Origin of the sequence: Sphingobacterium sp. FBM7-1 (assembly GCF_020687765.1) — a bacterium.
GTDB lineage: Bacteria > Bacteroidota > Bacteroidia > Sphingobacteriales > Sphingobacteriaceae > Sphingobacterium.
This window is the reverse complement of the sequence record NZ_JAJEWJ010000010.1, coordinates 98,503-119,232: the sequence shown is the minus strand read 5'-3', so window position 1 is coordinate 119,232 and position 20,730 is coordinate 98,503. Positions and strand designations below refer to the sequence as shown.

The 20,730-nt window shown below is 39.9% G+C and carries 17 protein-coding genes and 1 pseudogene; 1 reads left to right on the top strand and 17 read right to left on the bottom strand.

What is annotated here, in order from left to right; genetic code table 11:
- Positions 1-2 precede the first annotated feature (2 nt).
- The 17 genes and pseudogenes from LKO28_RS14605 to LKO28_RS14525 all read right to left on the bottom strand — a co-directional run bounded on the left by LKO28_RS14605 (position 3) and on the right by LKO28_RS14525 (position 19,636).
- Positions 3-4,346 (bottom strand): CusA/CzcA family heavy metal efflux RND transporter, encoded by a 4,344-nt coding sequence (locus tag LKO28_RS14605; RefSeq protein WP_227695759.1) that lies wholly within the window; start codon positions 4,344-4,346, stop codon positions 3-5.
- A gap of 80 nt (positions 4,347-4,426) precedes the next feature.
- Positions 4,427-4,816: a hypothetical protein gene (locus LKO28_RS14600; RefSeq protein WP_227695758.1), complete on the bottom strand. Its 390-nt coding sequence runs from the start codon at positions 4,814-4,816 to the stop codon at positions 4,427-4,429.
- Positions 4,817-5,065: 249 nt separating this feature from the next.
- Positions 5,066-5,662 (bottom strand): DUF6448 family protein, encoded by a 597-nt coding sequence (locus LKO28_RS14595; RefSeq protein ID WP_227695757.1) that lies wholly within the window; start codon positions 5,660-5,662, stop codon positions 5,066-5,068.
- Positions 5,663-5,785: 123 nt separating this feature from the next.
- Entirely contained in the window at positions 5,786-7,711 is a 1,926-nt protein-coding gene (locus LKO28_RS14590; RefSeq protein ID WP_227695756.1) for a heavy metal translocating P-type ATPase, read from the bottom strand.
- Positions 7,712-7,723: 12 nt separating this feature from the next.
- Positions 7,724-7,933: a heavy-metal-associated domain-containing protein gene (locus LKO28_RS14585; protein WP_227695755.1), complete on the bottom strand. Its 210-nt coding sequence runs from the start codon at positions 7,931-7,933 to the stop codon at positions 7,724-7,726.
- Between the two features lie 122 nt (positions 7,934-8,055).
- The gene (locus LKO28_RS14580) at positions 8,056-8,919 is read right to left on the bottom strand and encodes a helix-turn-helix domain-containing protein (RefSeq protein WP_227695753.1); all 864 of its coding nucleotides are present in this window, start codon (positions 8,917-8,919) and stop codon (positions 8,056-8,058) included.
- 48 nt (positions 8,920-8,967) lie between these two features.
- Positions 8,968-9,270 (bottom strand): cupin domain-containing protein, encoded by a 303-nt coding sequence (locus LKO28_RS14575; RefSeq protein WP_227695751.1) that lies wholly within the window; start codon positions 9,268-9,270, stop codon positions 8,968-8,970.
- A gap of 89 nt (positions 9,271-9,359) precedes the next feature.
- Positions 9,360-10,115: a 3-hydroxyacyl-CoA dehydrogenase gene (locus LKO28_RS14570; protein ID WP_411028049.1), complete on the bottom strand. Its 756-nt coding sequence runs from the start codon at positions 10,113-10,115 to the stop codon at positions 9,360-9,362.
- Between the two features lie 156 nt (positions 10,116-10,271).
- The gene (locus tag LKO28_RS14565) at positions 10,272-10,781 is read right to left on the bottom strand and encodes a hypothetical protein (protein ID WP_227695749.1); all 510 of its coding nucleotides are present in this window, start codon (positions 10,779-10,781) and stop codon (positions 10,272-10,274) included.
- An 18-nt stretch (positions 10,782-10,799) separates the two neighbouring features.
- Positions 10,800-11,264: a hypothetical protein gene (locus LKO28_RS14560; RefSeq protein ID WP_227695748.1), complete on the bottom strand. Its 465-nt coding sequence runs from the start codon at positions 11,262-11,264 to the stop codon at positions 10,800-10,802.
- A 14-nt stretch (positions 11,265-11,278) separates the two neighbouring features.
- Positions 11,279-11,869, bottom strand: coding sequence for a TetR/AcrR family transcriptional regulator (locus LKO28_RS14555; protein ID WP_008992701.1), 591 nt, complete (start codon positions 11,867-11,869; stop codon positions 11,279-11,281).
- Positions 11,870-11,959: 90 nt separating this feature from the next.
- Positions 11,960-12,760, bottom strand: a pseudogene (locus tag LKO28_RS14550) (TraM recognition domain-containing protein); the annotation flags it as partial.
- 637 nt (positions 12,761-13,397) lie between these two features.
- Positions 13,398-15,314, bottom strand: coding sequence for a DUF3857 domain-containing protein (locus LKO28_RS14545; RefSeq protein WP_227695747.1), 1,917 nt, complete (start codon positions 15,312-15,314; stop codon positions 13,398-13,400).
- A 3-nt stretch (positions 15,315-15,317) separates the two neighbouring features.
- Positions 15,318-17,294, bottom strand: a complete 1,977-nt coding sequence (locus LKO28_RS14540) for a transglutaminase domain-containing protein (RefSeq protein WP_227695746.1) — start codon at positions 17,292-17,294, stop codon at positions 15,318-15,320.
- 125 nt (positions 17,295-17,419) lie between these two features.
- A complete protein-coding gene (locus LKO28_RS14535; protein WP_227695745.1) occupies positions 17,420-17,971 on the bottom strand; it encodes an NADPH-dependent FMN reductase in 552 nt (183 codons plus the stop codon).
- Between the two features lie 79 nt (positions 17,972-18,050).
- Positions 18,051-18,683 (bottom strand): alpha/beta hydrolase, encoded by a 633-nt coding sequence (locus LKO28_RS14530; protein WP_227695744.1) that lies wholly within the window; start codon positions 18,681-18,683, stop codon positions 18,051-18,053.
- The gene (locus LKO28_RS14525; protein WP_227695742.1) at positions 18,683-19,636 is read right to left on the bottom strand and encodes a ring-cleaving dioxygenase; all 954 of its coding nucleotides are present in this window, start codon (positions 19,634-19,636) and stop codon (positions 18,683-18,685) included. Before LKO28_RS14525 ends, LKO28_RS14530 begins: the two co-directional genes overlap by 1 nt.
- Positions 19,637-19,775: 139 nt before the next feature.
- On the opposite strand from LKO28_RS14525, the gene LKO28_RS14520 reads away from it, so the two are divergent.
- The gene (locus LKO28_RS14520) at positions 19,776-20,621 is read left to right on the top strand and encodes a methylated-DNA--[protein]-cysteine S-methyltransferase (RefSeq protein WP_227695740.1); all 846 of its coding nucleotides are present in this window, start codon (positions 19,776-19,778) and stop codon (positions 20,619-20,621) included.
- The last annotated feature ends 109 nt before the right edge of the window (positions 20,622-20,730 follow it).

Below are 20,730 nucleotides of genomic sequence, written 5' to 3'. Positions count from 1 at the left end.
TTTTATTGATTGTTGTAAAAATTAAGTTCGGCAAGAGCATTATTCAGATTTTTTACCGCTTCGATATAATCACTTTGAATGCCGATCGCCTGATTGATTGAAAGCACCCATTCCAAATAATTGATGTCACCGTTCAGAAATTGCTTTTCGGCTGTTTCAGTAATGGTTGCTGCGTTTTTCAAGGCTGTGCTTTCAAAATAACGAACCATTTCTTCAAACTTTTGATATTCCATAAAAGCAGAATGATACGCATTTTCAAAGTTTTTCAACTTCCATTCGTATTCATTGGCGGCGATATTTTCATTGATTTTTGCTGCATTGATTTTTGCTTTTTGACTACCCGTAAAAACTGGAATACCCAAGCCAATTTGTATCGAATGGAACTGCGGTGTACTATTGTATAATTTATCGTCCGGTCCCATTCCACGCATTCCCATCAGGTTGTATCCAAAAGAAAGGTCAGGCAATAATTTTGATTGCTCTGATTTGGTAACAGCATTGGCTATCTGTTGTTGCTGTTTCAAAAACTGTATTTCAGGATGTGAAGTCAATAAAGAACTGTCATTTTCTAAAAATGGAATACCTAAATAAGCATCTTCCATTGGAACAAAATCTTTTTCCGTATTCAGCAAAAGTTGAAACTGCAACTGCACAATCTCCCAGTCTTTTTCCAACTGCACCAGTTGCAATGCCATTTGTCCACGTTGGTTTTCGGCAGTTGTTTTTTCCAGAACATTACTTTCTCCGGCTTTAAAACGAAGGGTAGCTTTGTTCAAAAATTCTGCAAACAGCGTATCGGTTTTTTGCAATAGCTCTCTTTTGTGATGCAGGTAAACCAGCGTATAGAAAACCTGTGAAACCTGCTTTTTGAGTTGTGCTTCCTGAACATCGGTACTCAACAGGCTGCTTTTCCACTCTTCGGTCAGCAATTCTTTTTGTCGTTTATAAACAGTTGGAAAGCTGATCGTTTGGAAAATCCCAAACCGGGTATCGTTATAAATACCATTGATTTGTCCGTATTCACCAAAAACATCCGTTACCGGAATTGCTGTTCCCGATTTTATCAATTTTTGATGGTATTCATTTCTCAAACGTTCATTTTTGACCGAAAGATTATTGACCAAAGCCGTGTCAATCGCTTGTTGTAGTGTGATGGGTGTTTGAGCGTTTATTTCCTGAAAAGAAAAAACAAAAAATACCACAAACATCGCAACCAGTTTTTTATTGACAGCTATTTTTCTGTGCGTAAGCATATACAAAATGGGTAAAACAAATAAAGTTAAAAAAGTGGCAATCAATAAACCGCCAATCACTACAGTCGCTAATGGTCTTTGCACCTCAGCACCTTCGCCTGTGCTGAGTGCCATAGGCAAAAATCCAAGTGAAGCAACCGATGCGGTCATTAATACGGGACGCAAACGGGTTTTGGTTCCCATCATCACGATACGTTTCAGGTTTGTATAACCTTGCTTTGTCAGTCGGTTAAACTCTGCCATCAATACAATTCCGTTGAGCACCGCCACACCAAACAAAGCGATAAAACCAATGCCGGCACTGACACTGAATGAAATATCCCTGATGGCTAACGCAAAAATCCCCCCGATGGCCGAAAGTGGAATTGTGCTGTAAATGAGCAAACCTTGCTTCACCGAACCAAAGGCAAAATATAGCAGCAGGAAAATAAGTGCCAAAGCAAGCGGAACGGCAACATATAGCCGGTCTTTTGCCGCTTCTAAATTCTCAAAAGCTCCGCCATAGGTGATGTAATACCCCGGAGGCAGTTTTATCTGTTCTTCCACCTTTTGCTGCAATTCACTTACTGTGCTTTGAATATCTCTGCCACGAACATTAAACCCTACAATAATTCTGCGTTGCGAATTATCCCGTTGGATTTGATTAGGACCTTCCTCAATATCCACATTGGCAACAGCACTCAACGGAATTTGTGCTCCTTGTGGGGTAGTAATCAATAGTTGCCGGACATCTTCTAAGTTTTTCCGTTTTTCGCCAGCCAGACGCACCACCAAATCAAAGCGTCTTTCGCCTTCGTAAACCATTCCGCTGCTTTCTCCGGCAAAAGCGGCATTAACCACCCGGTTAATATCGCTGATGTTCAAACCGTATTGTGCAATAGTAGAACGATGGTAATCAATCACTATTTGAGGCATTCCAGTTACGGCTTCTACATAAACCGCCTCACTGCCTTCTACTGAACTACTCAATCTCCCCAATTGAGCTGCATAAGTTGCCAGTGTGTCCAGATCCTCACCAAAGATTTTCACCACTACATCCTGTCTCGCTCCGGACATCAGTTCGTTAAAACGCATATTCACAGGATATTGAAAACCGAAAGAAACGCCCGGCAAGGCTTCCAAGGCTGCGGACATTTTAGCTTCCAGTTCGGTATAGGTTTTAGCGGAAGTCCATTCTTTGCGTGGTTTCAAAATAATCATCATATCTGATGCGTCCACCGCCATCGGATCGGTTGGCACTTCACTGCTTCCTGTTTTTCCGACTACTTTTTCCACTTCCGGGAATTTTTCGAGGATAATTTTAGATGCTTTTGAGACCGCTTCAACCGAAGTATTCAGATTACTACCCGGCAAAACCCGGGTGTCCACTGCAAAATCGCCCTCGGGCAATGCCGGTATAAATTCTCCGCCTAATCTTGTGAATATGAAAACGGCAACCGCAAACAATCCTAAAACAGTTGCCAAAACCATTTTTTGACGACGTAATATTTTGGTCAGGTATTTTTGATAAAAACGTTCCAAACGGTTCATCATCCTATCCGAAAATGTGGTTTTGTGCGAGATTTTTTTGCTCAAAACCAGGGAACTCATCATCGGAATATAAGTGAGTGAAAGCAGGAAAGCACCGAGCAAAGCAAAAACTACGGTCTGTGCCATCGGCATAAACATTTTTCCTTCAATGCCCCGCAGGGTAAAAATGGGCAGATAAACGATCAGGATGATAATCTGTCCGAAAACAGCTGCGTTCATCATTCCTGATGCAGAAGTTTTCACCTCTTCGTCCATTTCGGACTGTGTAAGTTTATTGACATTTTTAAATACTTTATTGTGGGATAGCTTGTGTAAAACCGCTTCCACGATAATCACAGCTCCATCCACAATCAATCCGAAATCCAAGGCTCCCAAGCTCATAAGGTTACCACTCACGCCAAAGGTGTTCATCAGGATTATCGCAAACAACATAGACAACGGAATGACCGAAGCTACGAGCAATCCTGCCCTAAAATTGCCCAGAAACAACACCAACACAAAAACCACGATCAAAGCCCCCTCCAGCAGGTTAGTGGTTACGGTACTGATGGAGTTGTTTACCATTTTGGTACGGTCCAGAAAAGCATCTATCATAACACCTTCGGGCAGTGTTTTCTCGATCTGGGTAATGCGTTCTTTGATGCTTTTGATGACTTCGTTGCTGTTTTCGCCTTTCAGCATCATCACCACCGCTCCGGATACTTCCTGTTCGCCATTATACGTCATTGCTCCGTATCGTGGAGCACTTCCCAAACGGACTTCACCTACATCACGAATTAATAATGGCATTCCGTTGGGCAGATTTTTAACGACGATATTCTGAATGTCTTCCATACCGCCGACTAATCCTTCGCTTCGGATAAATAAAATGGTAGGACCTTTTTCTATATAAGAGCCACCCGTATTTTGGTTGTTGGTTTCCAAAGCTGTGAATACATCGCCAATGGTAATATTATATGCCATTAGTTTTTCGGGAATGACCGCTACTTCGTATTGCTTGAGGTATCCGCCAAAACTGCTCACTTCGGCTACGCCTTTTACATCCAATAATTGCCTCCGGACAATCCAGTCCTGAATGGTTCGTAATTCCATCACATTGTATTGGTCTTCGTAACCTTTTTTCGGGCGAACGGTGTATTGATAAATTTCGCCCAATCCTGTGGTAACGGGTGCTAAGACAGGTGTCCCAACACCTTTGGGGATTTGCTCCTGAGCCTGTTGCAATCGTTCAGAAACCTGTTGTCTTGCCCAGTAAATGTCGATATCATCTTCAAAAACAATCGTTACCACGGACAATCCAAAGCGTGAAAAACTGCGGAGTTCTATCAGTCCGGGAATGTTGTTGTTGACCTGTTCGATAGGGAAGGTAATGAGGCGTTCCACATCGGGAGCACCCAATGCAGGAGCTACCGTAATCACTTGCACCTGGTTATTTGTTATATCGGGAACGGCATCGATTGGAAGCTTTCTAACTTCATAAATTCCGTAACAAATAAGGGCAAGTACAAACAGCCCTATGATGAGTTTGTTCTTTATTGAAAACTCAATGATTTTATTCAGCATAATTCATTTAATTAATCGTTTTGAGAAATGTGCAATTGCGATAGGCACAGTAAAAAGCCTATCGTTCATTCAAAAAATGATTAACTAAAGCGTGGCGGTTGCCAGATGGTGTTCAGATATGCGTTTGAATAGCTTTGTTGGCTGTAAGCAGGTAATTTTATAGATGTTACAACTAAAGTGTTGTTAGAAATCACAATAGAAGGCGATGCAGCAATGGAAACAACCGACGAGAAGTGACCATCAATAGCCTTAAACGGCAGTTGGTCGTGGTGGTTGTGGTTTTCCCGATGGTCGTGATTGATCCCTCCCGTATAATGCTGCACTAAAAAATTGAAGATGGTAACGTCTTTATCTTCATTGGTATGTTCCAAATAATGTTGTACAAGCATTGGCAATTTCAGTACCTCTCCGAATGCCGTATTTGCACTCAGAAAGTTAAAAAGAAAAAATATTGCCAATAATCTTTTCATACTACAAAGGTATGTATTTATTTAAACGTGTTGATTGACAGCTCATAGGTTATGTTGATTTTATGAAAATTTATATTTGGTCTAATTAAAGTACTGATGTGAATATTGAAATTAACAAACAAAATCATTTGATATTTAAAATTCCGCTCAGGTCTGTTTTCCCATTTTTACCTGATAATAAAGTAAAAATCGTTACATACCAGCAACGTCTTTAAAGAGCATTTCGGTGCGTAACGATTTTTTTAGCTGTTAATGATGGTGACCGCTTTGGTGTGATAATACTGTCTCCAATGCCTCTAAAGTATGGGTGTAATCAACATAAGCAGCTACATAAGCTCTTCCTTCGGTAACGGAATTGTCTTTTACTTTTTCCAATTTCATTACTTTATCATACTTCTCTTGGACTACTGTTTTAATGTGTTTGTCCAGCGCTGTGAGTAAACGCTTTACATCTTTATTGGCAATCGAATTATCAGCCATTTGTACGATTGGAGCAGTGGAACCTGCCGGTTTTAAGCCGGTATATGGTGCACCTTCGGTTTCCCGGTGATACCGGACGAGGGTTTCCAAAAAATGCTTTTCTACGATGCTGTAAATTTTCGCATCGCCGTTTTTCAAATCAATTGTTTTACCAAAAAGTTGTTTTATCTCCGCTTCGTGTTCGGGCGCTATCCACTTCATTACATAGGTTGCATCTTTCATTTCCAAAGCTTTATATGCATCCTGAATTACCGGACCGTCATAAGAATCACAGTGCGCAAATGCAGTTGCCGAGAAGGTCATCATAACACCCAGCAAAAGGGCTATTTTTCCCAGTCTCATTTTAAATTTTTTCATTGTTTTCATATCTATTAATTTTAAATGTTATTGAATGATTTATTTGTACAAAGTTAGAGTTTAACCGAGTTTATATAAAGTACATTGGTTGACACTATTGGTATAGAAGTCGGAAGCTGTCTTTTCTTAAACCTATACAGTCAGTTGCGTTTCAGTATGTTCCTTTCGTTTTTTGGCATTAAAATTCAGCCATTTAAACCATACCTGATACTTCGGAAATCCTACCAAGCGAACGGCGTTGAGAATGACCAGTATCACGCTTATTTCGTGGATCAACATCCCTGAAGCCAGATGAATTTTATCTGTCAAAACTCCCACCAACAACAGCGCAACAGTGATCAAAGCAAAGTAAGTGTTCTGCTTCATATTGCGGATGGTGGCTTTGGCGAGTTTGATGGCATACGGCAGTTTATCCAATTTATCCGACATCAAAATAATATCTGCTGTTTCCATTGTTACATCGGTTCCTGTTCCACCCATTGCAATTCCAACATCCGCGGTGGCAATTGCGGGTGCATCGTTAATTCCATCACCAATCATCGCCACATTTCGTCCTGAGGTTTTAAGTTCAGTAACTTTACTCACTTTGTCTTCGGGGAGTAATTCCGCATAAACTTTGTCGATTCCCAATTGATAAGCTACTTTTTGTGCAACCAATTCATTGTCGCCGGTGAGCATCATTAAATCACCAATTCCGGCATTTCGCAATTGATTCATCGTTGCAGGAGCTTCTTCCCGAACTTGGTCGGCAATAGAAATTATCCCAATCACTTCCTTGTCTCTGGCAATGAAAACCGAAGTGTTTCCATTTTTTTGTTGTTGAAGCATATATTCATTTGCTTCAATGTCAATGGCAATTCCGAGTTTTTCTGCACCTGATTTATTTCCGACATAAATCTGCTGGCCGTTTAACATTGCCCGCAGACCGTGACCTTTCATAATTTCCACGTCTGAAGGATTATGAACTAATTTAAGTCCTTTTTCTTCGGCTTTTTTAACGATGGTTTTACCGAGATGGTGTTCGGAAGTTACTTCGACTTCTGCAGTCAATTGAAGCAATTCATCCGTTGAAATTCCATACGCTTTAATGTCTGTTACCTCAGGCTGTCCTTTGGTAAGTGTTCCGGTTTTATCAAATACAAGGGTGTTTACTTTGGCAAGATCTTCCATCCTATCGCCACCTTTAATCAGGATCCCATTTTTAGCGCCATTCCCGATTCCAGCAACAATGGACACCGGCACGGATATCACCAAAGCACCTGGACAAGCGATTACCAAAAAGGTCAATGCCAAGTGTACATTTAGCGTGATGAGGCCAACTATCACCGAGAGTACGATAATCCCAGGAGTGTAGTAAGCGGCAAACCGCTCCATAAATTTTTGCGTCTTGGCTTTTGTTTCTTGTGCTTCTTCAACCAATTCGATGATTTTAGCAAAAGTCGTGTCGTCGCCCACTTTTTCGGCAAGGATTTCCAAATATCCGTTGTCCGAAACCGTACTACTAAACACATGATCTCCTTTGGTTTTGTTCACAGGAACCGATTCACCGGTAATCGCCGCTTGGTTAATTAAAGACTGTCCCGTAATCACTTTTCCGTCCACGGGAATTTTTCCTCCGGGTTGTACAATGACGTGATCGCCCACTTGCACTTCCTCCGCAGGGATGGTGATGCGCTTTCCGTTCTTTAAAATTGTAGCTTCAAGCGGTGCCATATCCATCAGCGACTTTAAGGAGGCTCTTGTTCTTTGTAAGGTACGTCCTTCTAAGTAGTGACCAAACAAAAACAGAAAGGAAACGACTGCGGCTTCTGTATATTCACCGATAATCATTGCACCAACCACGGCAATTGTTACCAGCAAATCAATACTGAAAGCTTTCATTCGCAATGCTTGAAAGGCTTTGATGGCAATGGGAACTCCCGCAAAAATCGCGGCAACAATCAAAATGATGTCTTGTGCCAGACTTCCGGGGCTTATCAGGTACACGGTCAAAGCCGCCAACAACAATCCGCCGGAAACCAGGGTTAATATATTTCTAGTTTTTGTGTTTATATTCATTGCTACTATAAATTATGATAACACAGGATATCCCAGTTTCTCTATTATTTCAGAGAGTTCTTTAGGATTGGTTTCTTCCTCGTTATAAGTTACTTTTACTTTACTTGAATTGAACATGACTTTTGCATCATCCACTCCGTTTTGTTTATTAAGTACCCCTTCAATTTTGTTAATACAACTCGGGCATGTAAGGGTTTCTAATTGAATTTTAATTGTTTTCATTTTTATCTTTTTTTAATGATTAATAGTTCTTTTTGAGCTCATTACAAAGATAAGAATAGCCCTATCCGATCGGAAGAGCAAAAGTAGGGGGTAATGGTATAGAAGTCGGATTTTGAAGCTTCTTAAGCCTCTCTGTATTCTTTCGGGCTTACGCCGACGTGTTTTTTGAAGAATTTACCGAAATGCGACGGGTCAGAAAAATTGAGGTCGTAAGCAATTTGGGCGATGCTTTGTTTTTGGTTTTGCAAACGGACTTTGGATTCGAGTAAAACCATTTCATTAATCCAGGCACCAGCAGTTTTTCCGCTGACTTCCCTGATGAGCGTTGAGAAATATTTAGGCGTCAAGTGCAATTTGTCGGCATAAAACGACACTTCTCTTTCTGCTATAAAATGCTCCGAAAGCAGACTTTTGAATTGCGTAAGTATGTGTGCATTTTTATTTGTTTCGTGAGAGATATCTGGCTTTTGTTTTTGATGTGCGTCATCGATTTCATTGAGAATGATATAAATCAAACTCCTGATAATGGTCGAAGTGTGCGGCGCATTTTCAGAAGATTTTAGTTGAATTAGTTCAAAATAAGACTTAAATTGACTAAATAATCCTTCATCCAATTTGATGACTTGCTCGCCTGTTTTTTCAAAAAAATCAAATTTGTCCAGATAATTGATGTCTGATTGTCCTTCCAAGAAGACTTCTTTTCGAAAGAACAAAATCTGTGCATCATAGGTGCTTCCCAAATCTGTAAATTTACGAATCGCCGACGGTGCAATGGTAAATATGGTCTGTGCTTTGGCTTGGTGCACAAACAAATCAGATTCTAACTGAAGTTCACCTTCACTCAGTAGACAAATGGCATAAGCTGAAGTGCGGTGGGCATCTTCGGAAGCACAGGCATTGCTGAGATGCGACATATAAAACCACTTGTCTGAACGCAGGTGTCTTGCCTCCAGCTTTGTATATTCGATATAAGGGATTGGCTTCATAAAGTTGACTTTTAAAACTCATATCACAATAAAGATTGAAAATAAACATTAAACATTTTTAAAAAACTCAAACTTGATGTCTTTGGGCATAAAATGAATCCCTTTATAATCCTTTACTGCTTTGATTTGGTGCTTGATAAGTGGTGGAATAACCACCGCCTCACCCGGTTTTAGCAAAAGTTCTTCGTCATTCATTTGCAGGATGCATTCTCCTTCATAAATAAAAAGAATGGATTCTAAATTGGCGTGATGAAGTGGCATTACTTCGTTGGCATTGGCTTGCATTTGCTTGGCTGCAAAGTCAGTACCTGTCGCCAAAACGCTTACCGTTGGGATGATAATTTTTTCCATAATTTATTTTTAATTGTGTTATTTTTTTGATTGATCGAATAGGTTGCAAATTGTGCCATCGTCTTTGATGGCACAATTACTGAACTAAATTATTTTAAAAAATCTGGCGTTTGATAAGCTGGATTCGGATAATCATATACACCTTTTCCATTAGCCGTTCCCATTCTGTCTTTATCTAAGTATTCCGACTTAATCCATGCAGCAACCTTAGCGGATAGCTCATCTCCTTGATCACCCCATGCTTTGTACAAATTATACGGCGTGTTTGGTCCGATAATATCTAAAAATGCAAATGGTCCAATTGGAGCACCTGTGGAAATCATCCAAGTCTTATCAACCACTTTTGGATCAGCAACTCCATCAGCAGCTAATTGCATAGCCGCCTTCAGGAAAGGAACCAAAAGCGTATTTAAAACATAGCCAGGCTGCTCCTTATGAAGTAGAATCGGAATCATGGCAATATCTTTAGCAAACTCAATTATAGTCTCAAACACCTCGTCTGAAGTACGTTCATGCTTCATGATTTCGGCAATATTAAGTTTCCATATTTCATTCGCAAAATGCAGATGCAAATACTTTTCAGGGCGATCTGTGAAATCTACAATCTGACTCGGTGTCATCGTAGATGAATTGGATGCAAAAATGGTTTTTTCATTCGCCACCGCTGACAATTTCGTGTAGAAATCTTGTTTTATAGGAAGCAATTCCGGTACTGCCTCAATGACCAAATCTGCATTTTCTACAGCTTTTGCTAGATCGGTGTATTGTGAAATACGATTGTAGGCATTGTCAACCTCTTCTTTCGTACCATAATTATCTTCAACATACCGCCCTTTTAAGACAATAAGTCTTTCATTTGCTTTTTCTAATGCGTCATCGTTAATGTCATAAATCGAACATTAAATCCTTTAAATGCTGATTGAAAAGCGATTTGACTACCTAAAACTCCCGTTCCGGCATTGTTACATTTTTAATTTTCATAAATCTACTTTTTAAAATTATTATTCTATTCTATCATTGTTGACCAATTTCATAAAATCCTGATTGCTGTGTGGCGGAATTGTAGGCGTTTTAATTTTTATGAACTCCACTTTTGTTGCTTGATGACAACTGTTGCAAGCATTTGTAAGTGTTAAATATCCTTTTTTAAATACTTCTGCATCTCGTTGTTTAATCGCATTGTTTACAGTTTCGAGGCTCGGTTCGATGATAGGCAAAGACTGTGTTTCTTCCCGATTAGGGTAAACGGTTCGGATATCTTCGATAACCTCTTCAAGCTCGTGCATTTCAAATTCTGCCAATTCCCAGTTTTCGTTCACTCCGGCAAACCACAGCTTGCTGTGGCGGGTTTGCACCTTCCCCATAAAATCTCCAAAGCCGGGCTTGTAAGCATTTTCTAATTTCGTTTTCAGGCTATCGATCTGATTTTGCAAAGCCTGTTCTCCGTTATTTGATTTCGTACAGGCTGTTAGTAAACCTATCAATACTAATGGCACAAATAGTCCCCTCAAATCATATGGTCTTAAATTTTATTGAAAATATTCGTGATATTCCTTGTAAGAATGTTGTAATTGAGCTACAACTTCATTTGCTTTTGTGGCATCTGTTTCATTTTCCAATGTTTTCACGATTTCAAGATGCGGATGCAGCCATTTGTGTAATTCATCGTGGCTTTTTCCCGTCATTGTACAGCTTTTTATGAGCTGGGTGTTTTGGTCTTTCAGTTGCTCGGCAAGGGCTTTGAAATCCGTTTGATTATCTTGGATATAGGTGCTGACCAATTCTTCGCCTTTCAGTACAAAGGGTTTCATTTCTTCATTCACAAGCCACTTTTCGCCATTGTCGAGTTCAACGGCATCGGCACTTTCAGCGTGTTGGTGCGTTGCGTGGTTTTCTGTCTGTACTTCTGTTTCTTCGGAAGGCGTTGTTTTTCCTGTATTGTTACAACTCCAAAAAAGCATTACGCTTATTCCTAATAAAATCGTTTTTTTCATTGCTTAAATTGTATTTATTTGTTTTCAATCATTTTTAAAATTCCATTCAGGACTGTTTTTCCGTCTTTTACCAAATTTGATTTATGTCCTGATAATTTCCATTTCAAAACCGCCATTCTCATTGCCCCTATAATGATGGTCGTGATTGTAGAAGTACCGATTAGTTTCTTATATGTCCCGTTTTTTTGACCTGCATCGACATTTGCGTTTACAAATTCCTGCATCATATTTATAATTTCCGATACCTTTTTACTCAGCCCATCATCGTAATGAAAGATGCTTTCGGCAAAAATAACACTGACTATTGCCGGCTTATCAGAAAAGGTTTGCAGTTGCGAATGGAAAATCTTCCTTAGTTTATCTCCTTCAGTAGCATTGGGTTCAAATGGAATAGACTGAATGCGGTTTCTCATTTCCGTTTGGAAATATTCCAATAAATTCAGCAGGATTTCATTTTTGCTCTTAAAGTGCCGGTACAATGCCGGTTCAGATAGGCCGATATCTTCGGCAAGTGTTTTAATGGTCAAATTTTGAATTCCAAATTTTGAAATCCTGTTTGTAGCCGCTTCCATTATTTCTATTTGCCTATTGCTAAACTTTTCCATAATATATATTCACTACACAAACCATTAGTTAGTATTCACTCACAAAGATAGGAATAGTTTTTTAATGGACAATATTTGGCACTTTAATGTTTAGTTCTCCTGCACCAAATGTTGTAAGTTGGGGTCATTCTTGATACGCTCTATCTCGTTCTCTACAATATGCAGAATGTCGGACTTAATCAGACGGTAATTGCTTTCAATCTGCTCTTTCATTCTATCCTCGCCCTGTTCATCTACAAAAGACAGGATTTGTGGTATCTTCTGATAGGTTTTGGTTTCGGAAGCTACCTTTTCGTTATCTACCACAATTTCAGCGTGGAATATCTTTTGTTCGATACGTTCGTCAAAGTTATCCGATACAGAGCCTACAAACATACCTTGTGTAAGTGTACTGATTTTCGATGCAGGAATAAGGCTGTCTAATTGTGTGGATATGGAAGTAGATTTATCGTTTCGGTTTATGGTCATACTTTGGCGTTTTTGCAATACTTTTCCGAACCGTTCTGACAAGCTCTTTGCGGTTTCGCCCACAACCTGTCCACTGAATACATTACCTACGGTATTTTGGATAACTTTTGCCTCTTTATCTCCATAATCACGTATTAACTGCGAAAAATCTTGAAAACCCAAACATACGGCTACTTTATTACTTCTCGCTGTTGCGATGAGATTATCCAATCCCCTAAAATAAATTGTGGGCAACTCATCTATGATAACCGAACTCTTTAACTGTCCTTTTTTATTGATGAGTTTTACAATCCTTGAATTGTATAAACCCAATGCTGCGGAATAGATGTTTTGTCGGTCGGGATTGTTGCCCACGCATAAAATCTTAGGCTCTTTCGGATTGTTGATGTCAAGCGAAAAGTCGTCGCCCGTCATTACCCAATAATAAAAAGTAATTTGACGACTCTTAATTTGTCATATAAAAAATAGATTCATGATGCCATGTATTTAAAAGTTATGAATTTTTTATATCATGTTGTTCGATTTTTTTAGGGTACAAAAGGACAGAAGTTTATCAAAGAGCGTTACGTATACAGCAGTACATCAACAAGTAACATTATAGAATAATATATTGCTGTTGTATCCAACACACAATTCCCATAACGCATTTTAAATTATCACTTCGCTTTCGCTACCTTATGAAAAGAATTCAATTATTACGTAACCAACTGACAGAAGCAGTACGATTTGTCCAATCCACTGAACCTGATTATCATCGACTAGACTAAATTTGCACTTTGTGTATTCAATTTTAAACAGCATATTTGAATAAACAAAATTGCATAAAAATGAATTAACAAGTACTCTACGGAAATACAATATTAAACAAAAAAAAGTCCCACCAAAAGTCCCACCAATTAATCGATAAAATAAGGTATATCAAGTGCAAAAAGACACCAAAACCACGGAATTTCAGCAAAAAATCGAAGTAATAAACGGCTGTGCGAATTCGATTCCCGCCCTAGGTACTTAGGGAAACAACATGAATATGTTGCTTCCCTTTTTTTTGAAAATAGCGTTTTCAGAGCTTCGTTGATAGATGGTATTTCCCTCTATCAGCACTATAAACCTCGTTCATAAACTGGTAGAATTCTTCATATTTTTCGCTCGGGTAAGTTCCTCCCCGTAACTGCATCATCCGACGACTCGTTAGTATACCATTTGATATTGAAATACGTAATTCGTAAGTCCCCATTTCTGTTTCCAATCTTTTATTAACTGGCATGCTCGATGTATCAAGGCCTTCTGGCAGCGTATAATGTAGTATATCTATATCGGTATATCCACGATTGATATACAAATCGTTAGTGCGATTTCGTGTCGCTGGTATTGATGGAGCTTGATTAAATATATTGGGATGTAGAACAGCATATGTACCCGACTTTACAACATAATTTTTTATCGTAATATCCAACGATTCACAAAAAGTAACCGAGTCTTTGTCTTCCGAAATCAATTCGTAATCGACTTTCTGAAAGCTGATATTATCAATATCATACCAATTCTTTACGTTGCGCATCTGATCTTGTGGGCTTAAAAAGGTATTGTAATAATGGTTATCAAATTGTCCACCTTTAAATGTGGTCGTCAAACGACCTTCTAATGAGCCATCTTCCAGTATCTTAAAGTGACCTTCCCGATACTGTAGACTTTCGGTATCACAGAATTTTGGGGTACGTAGGATCTTACCGCCCTCTGCCGAACAGGCGATAACAAGTCGATCATCGGTAAAATCGCTTAGGAAGCCAAAGGGAATTTTCTGATTAGTACATTCCAACCAGGTCGTATCGTTTTCAAAAGGTATACATAATATAATGTGATTTCCATCCGCTGCATTCGCAAAGTCAGCAGTTACATCTCTCTTATACGTCCCCGCCTCCACAATACAGTAGTAAGAGGGGATATCAACAATGTCCAATAAGCTCTGCATATAGTTAACTAATGCTTTACAATCGCCATATCCTAGTCGGTCCACTGTTTCGGCCGGAAAAGGCTCGATACCTCCTATTCCTACCTGGATACTAATATATCGGGTTTTATCTTGCATGTATTTATACAATCTCTTCGCTTTTTCTTTGGGCAAGTTTATATCTTTCGTCAATTCCTGCACATACCTAATAGTTTCTTCGGGTACTTCACGCTTATCTGCCAGCAAATTATCATAGGTCCATTTTCCAAACTCATCCCAATTTTTGAAATGACCTGTTTTCTTGAAATACTGAATATTTTCGGGTACGATCCGAACACGCGCCGCTCGGAGATCGCGGGGGGCACTATACGGTTCAGATCGGCTTGCCGCAATATCCGTTACTTCCCAGGTATATGTTTTGGTTTTCCCTACCTCCTCCACAACTGCTTTTGCTTCATAGTTTTGTTGATGAATGCGAATTTTATCTGTTGGACGACACGTAAAGACGTAGCTGCTCCTCTCAATGGCCACATCGTAAGCGTAATCGGGTACCCATGAAGGAATTAACAGGTTCTGATTTTGTTTAATTTCTACGCTATAAACAACGGTATACGGATAGTCGTACACCGCCGGGCTATAGTCTTTAACGCGCGTATCATCATATAAACTACTTTGACTAGATGCGCTTCTATCTCGAAAGTCCTTTAACGAAAACTTTCCGATTGGAATACCAAATTCATTAAATATTTCTCCTTTCAAATTTCTGATCTTTCTTGATTTATTATAATATAATTCGATATGTCCGTGTTCATCACCACTCCGATTATGAACGGTCACGGCACGTGTTATTCGGATGGTCATATCGTTAACGCTATTCATATCAATCTCTAAACGTTCATTTCTAACCGTTGCGTCTGCCCGCTCTTTCAAGTGCGTTTTAATTAAGCTGACGGCATACATATTTTGTGCTATCAAACCTATGTGGATACCTCCGGTCAATACTAGAATTAGCCATAATTTTCTTGACATAGCTTACTTTTTAGTGAATGCAAAATCTACCTTCTGATGCTGAATTATTCTAGAGTAAAATTCTTTGAGATAGAAGTATTCATCCACCTCATAAATTGCTTTATTTAGACTTAGCTCTTGTTTTACCCTCAAACTTCCGTCTCCGTAATGGGACAGATAGGTATATCTCGCTGCGGTCTCGGGAAGTGCTAAAGCGATATTTTTCGGTTGATGAGCTATCGTAAACCCTAGTGGTAACTGAACAGCAATTGAATAAGATTCCTTCTGCCGCGAACCGAGATCTACGGAATAGTTCCTTTCCTCTAAATTAAAAGGATTCTTTGTCATTCTGTTGATCAATATAGGATTAAAAACAAAATTCTCCTCCCGTAGGTTATCGGAAAAATCCATACTAATCACGTAGCGTTCCACGAGATTGTTATCCAGACTATCCAGCTCATCTACATTTCCTTCTTCGATTTTCATATTTGTAGCGGTGTTCATTCGTTCTTCGATATAGGCGTCCAACGTTGAAAACCCCTGTATATGATTTCTTCGGTTCAGTGCATCTAGCCCTTCATAGGTTACACGGAGTATTCCTTTAAATTTGCCGGCATCATCTATCTTTCCGCTAACATCAAAATGCGTACAAGCACTGATCTCATTCTCTAGCTTTATCCATTCGGAAGATTTTTTCGAATAGATAATACGACCATTTCCGTTAATACACCGAAGCGGTAAAAGACCGAATGGAAGGTTTTCTTCCGACGCGTCCAGAAAATATTTTTTATCGTTCACCCGAACCTGTGCAACAAGATAGTTGAAGTCAGAAATGACGGGATGTATCGTTTTGGGAAGACCATTTTCCCGGGTGGAGACCAAGACCGGGTACGCTTCAATCCCAGCGGCACGGCAAGCCGATATCAGCGCAAGATTGATATCACCCACATTCCCATTTCGTCTTTCTAAGGCTTCTTTTACGCCAAATTGACTGTATTTCCCGTATATTTTATTCCACTTGATTTCCTTTTTAATATAGCTATATATTCTGCGCGCCTTTTCTTCTTCAGAATCACTGTTCGTATATATTTCGGATAATACGCGCTTGAAACTGCCTTCCCGATTAATCTGACCACCGAAAGAACGGTGACTCAATAATTCTCTATCCACATCTTTCCATTCTTTAGTAAGATCTTGCCGCGCGCCATTTGTGGAATAATATTGCATCAGTTCGAAGTTGATTGCCGATTTATAGTTCTTCGGAGCTAACATATAGCTTTCTTCATGAAAGGCGGGAATGTCTTTCATAATATAGGTTAACTGTGAACAATCCTGCCGACGCCCATTCAGTAAAAAATGCTGGCTTAGTAATTTTGATTTTTGTTCGGTTAGTTTATAAAACCCGGTCAGTGTTACGTTATAGTTGTAGAGCGCCGGAATTATAGCCGTATATTCACTGTGAAGCTTAGGAATATCGTCTTGATATTCCCAGGTTCTGTAATTAAAAATATCGGGGGATCGTATCTCATATTCGATATCGATAATACAATTTTCGGTGATGCTAGGCAACGTGAATTTGCTCAAATTTAAAAACTCATTCACTTTTTCATGAAAGACGGCTCCTTTATCCATCTTCACCGTATGTATCTTTCCGTCTATATAATGGGTATATCCGCGGATCTCGCCAACGGTTTCAAATTTATTTCCAATTTTGTAGAGCGGAATAACGTGATTGGCTTTATCAAATCCTTCTTTATCTAAGATCTTAATCCGTACACCATAACGGTGTATGACCCGTAATTCTCTTTCGCTTTCATCTACCTGTATGTCCGATCTTCCTTTTTCTAATATAACGACTGCATGAGACGTCGAATCGATTATGGCTGAAGCAGGTGTTTCGAAATCGCGAAAAGAAATCGGGGGCAGTTCGTTAGTTTGTGCGCGAGCGTCGAGCGAAAGTATTTGGAAAATCCAAACAACGGCAAATAATCTGTATATCATAATTTAGGTATTTTGTCGTGAATATAACAAAAATACCTAAATTATGGTATAACTCTTTTTTCTAAACGAGGAATACTTGTGCGTTCGTTTATGGCAGTAGTTCCTTTGACCAACTAGTTATATTACTATCCAATATTTTTTTCTACCCAGGCGGCGTAAGCATCCACCACTTGTTTGAAGAATCCCTCACTTTTTTCGATAACCTTACCATTTTCATCAAACAACTCATGGGCGCTGCCAATATATATTTCGGGCTGCTGCATCACTGGCATATTCAAAAACACGAGTGATTGCCGCACCGTATGATTAGCGATCGAAGCTGCTAGTGGACTCATCGAAACGCTCGCCACTGCTGCCGGCTTGCCGTCCCAGACACTCTGACCATATGGACGAGAACCCACATCTAAGGCATTTTTGAGTACGCCCGAAAGAGAACGGTTATACTCCGGCGTAAATAAAAACACACCGTCGTAAGTTTTGATCTTTTCTCGGAATGCCGACCATTCCGCCGGCGGGTTATCCGTATCTAAATCTTCGTTATAATGCGCTAATTGTCCGATTTCGACAATTTCCATTTCCAAATTGTCAGGAGCCAACCGAATCAAATTTTCAGCGACTTTTCTGTTGAAAGAATCTTTACGGAGAGAGCCCACTAAGGCCGCTATTTTGTATCTCATAACTATTTATTTTATTTATAAAATGAATGTTTCTTAAATGCACTTATTACCCCACACAACTTTCGATCCAAAGCGAGATTTAATTGGAACCCGATTTAAACACCAATCGATTAGCCCATTCGACTTCTTCTGGATGAATAGTATGCCCAAAATTATCGTATACCTTTAAAGTTACATCAGCATCCATTTCCTTCAATATGCTTTCCGTTGCATACACACGTTGGATGGGCACATGGAAATCTGGATTACTCGTTCCTATAAAGATAGGCGTTTTATGAAAATTACCGCCATAGTTGGTACGATTTATCTCCTCGCCTATCAGTCCTCCGATAATGGCTACCGCTCCGCCGTAGGCACGGGCATTTCGCGCGAGAAACTCGAGGCTCAAACAGGCTCCCTGGGAAAATCCAAAGAAATAAATATGCTCCGTCTTTATACCAGCATCCATCGCTTTTTCGACCGTCTTGCCGATAACAGCTAAGGCTGATGACAACGAAGGCTCATTGTCTTCGACCGGCGCTATAAAAGAATGGGGATACCAGCTGTGCGCTGTAGCCTGTGGAGCTAGTAATGCGTAATCCGCTACTTGGAGATGCGACGCTAGACTTAGTATATCTGTTGCGCTTCCACCCCGTCCGTGAATCATGATCAGTGCTTTCTTGGCTTCTTGTAACGGGACACCGGTGGTTATTATATCGAATTGATGTTTCATTATTTTACGTGGTCAAGATTAAAATTTAACTTTGGTAATACAGCTTCAATATCTGACCGAACACCTTCATACTGTTTTGGAAGCTTCAAACTGGTCCCCAAGTCTGCCAAATGTTCGTCAACTGTAAATCCGGGATTATCCGTAGCGATTTCAAACAGAACGCCTCCTGGCTCCCGAAAGTACAGGGAAAAGAAATAATCCCGATCTATCTTGGGCGTAATATGAAATCCCGCCGATAGTATTTTCTCTCGATATGCCATTAAGACCTCGTCGTCTTTTACACGGAAAGCTATATGGTGGTTTGTACCGGCAGCGTTATGTCCTCGTGAGGCTGACGGATCCACGACAACGTCCAGCAGATTAGCCGTTGTAATGGCGTCCGTCGCAAAGCGGTATCTACTATCTTCTTGTTTCTGCAGTTCATATCCGAGGATATCAGTTAATACCTGCGCTGTAGCTTCCACTTTTTGCAAAGTCAACGTTACATTATGAAATCCTTTCAAGGCGACAGGTTCATCTATATCTTCCGTAGTCCACACTTGTCGGTTATCTACCGTTCGAGGTTCTATAAATTGTAGCTGTAGTCCGTCGGGATCTCGGAAAGCGATGTGCTTTTCGCCAAAAACTTCTCCTTCTTGATAGGATATTCCATGTTGTGTGAGACGTTCCTTCCAAAATGCTAATGCACCGGGAGAAACAGCGTATCCGATATGAGTAGCCATCCCTGCGCCATTTCTTCCGCTACCGATCCCCTCCCAAGGAAAAAAGGTAAGAATGGTACCGGGTTCTCCGGTCTCATTACCGAAGTAAAAGTGGTAAGTACCGGGATCATCAAAATTCACCGTTTTCTTTACTAAACGGGTGCCTAATATTTTCGTATAGAAATTTAAATTTGTTTGAGCAGATCCCGCGATTGCCGTAATATGGTGTAATCCTAAAATTTTATTTTTCATAACGTGCGTGATTTATTATACTACAAAGGTACCTTTATACCTGCCGCTACGCATTGACCTAGGTTAAGAAAGAACAGTGATAGCAAGTTTCGGGTTTTATAAAAGTCTATTTCTTTAGATATTTGTAAAAAACAAACGAATGACGACGCAGGAAGAACTTAATTACAACCGAATTGCCGATGCGATAATGTATATTAAAAAACATTTTAAAGAACAGCCGTCGCTGAACCAGATTGCCCAAGAGGTTCACTTAAGTCCTTTCCATTTTCAACGTTTATTTAAAGAGTGGGCCGGAACGACTCCAAAGAAGTTCCTGCAATACACCAGTATTCAGCATGCAAAAGCACTACTCAAAAAGCGCCAGGCAACCCTCTTTGACACGGCCATGGAAACCGGCCTCTCGGGCACGGGGCGTCTACATGATTTATTTATAAACATAGAAGGGATGTCACCTGCCGAATATAAAAATGGCGGGAAAAATCTGGTTATTCACTTTCGCTGGACGAAAAGCCCTTTTGGAAATATACTCGTTGCTTCCACTCCCAAAGGTATCTGCTACATGGCTTTTTATGAGGATGAAAAGCAAGCTTTGGTCGATGCAATACAAAAGTTTCCGAATGCTGAATGGGTACAAAAGGACGATTCGTTACAACAAAATGCCTTATCCATCTTCCAAGGCGACGAAAATACATTCAGCAATATCAAATTGCATTTAAAAGGTAGCGAGTTTCAATTAAAAGTTTGGGAGATGCTTCTCAAAATTCCGATGGGACAACTTGCTACTTATGGTGACATAGCTACGCAGGTTGGTAAACCAAATGCTTCTCGAGCAGTGGGAACGGCAATTGGAAGCAATCCAATTGCTTTTCTGATTCCTTGTCATCGGGTTATACAGTCGTCGGGAAATACCGGCGGTTATATGTGGGGCACTATACGAAAAACGGCTATTATTGCATGGGAAAGTGCCAAATGTGAGATGAAATGAAGCTCTTTGTGGAGAGTGAGGGATTATAGAATGATCCCTTGGTGGGGGATGCTAAATCAAATAAAGCCATTCGCTCCGCTCATTATTTTTGTTGTTATAGGAAATTCTT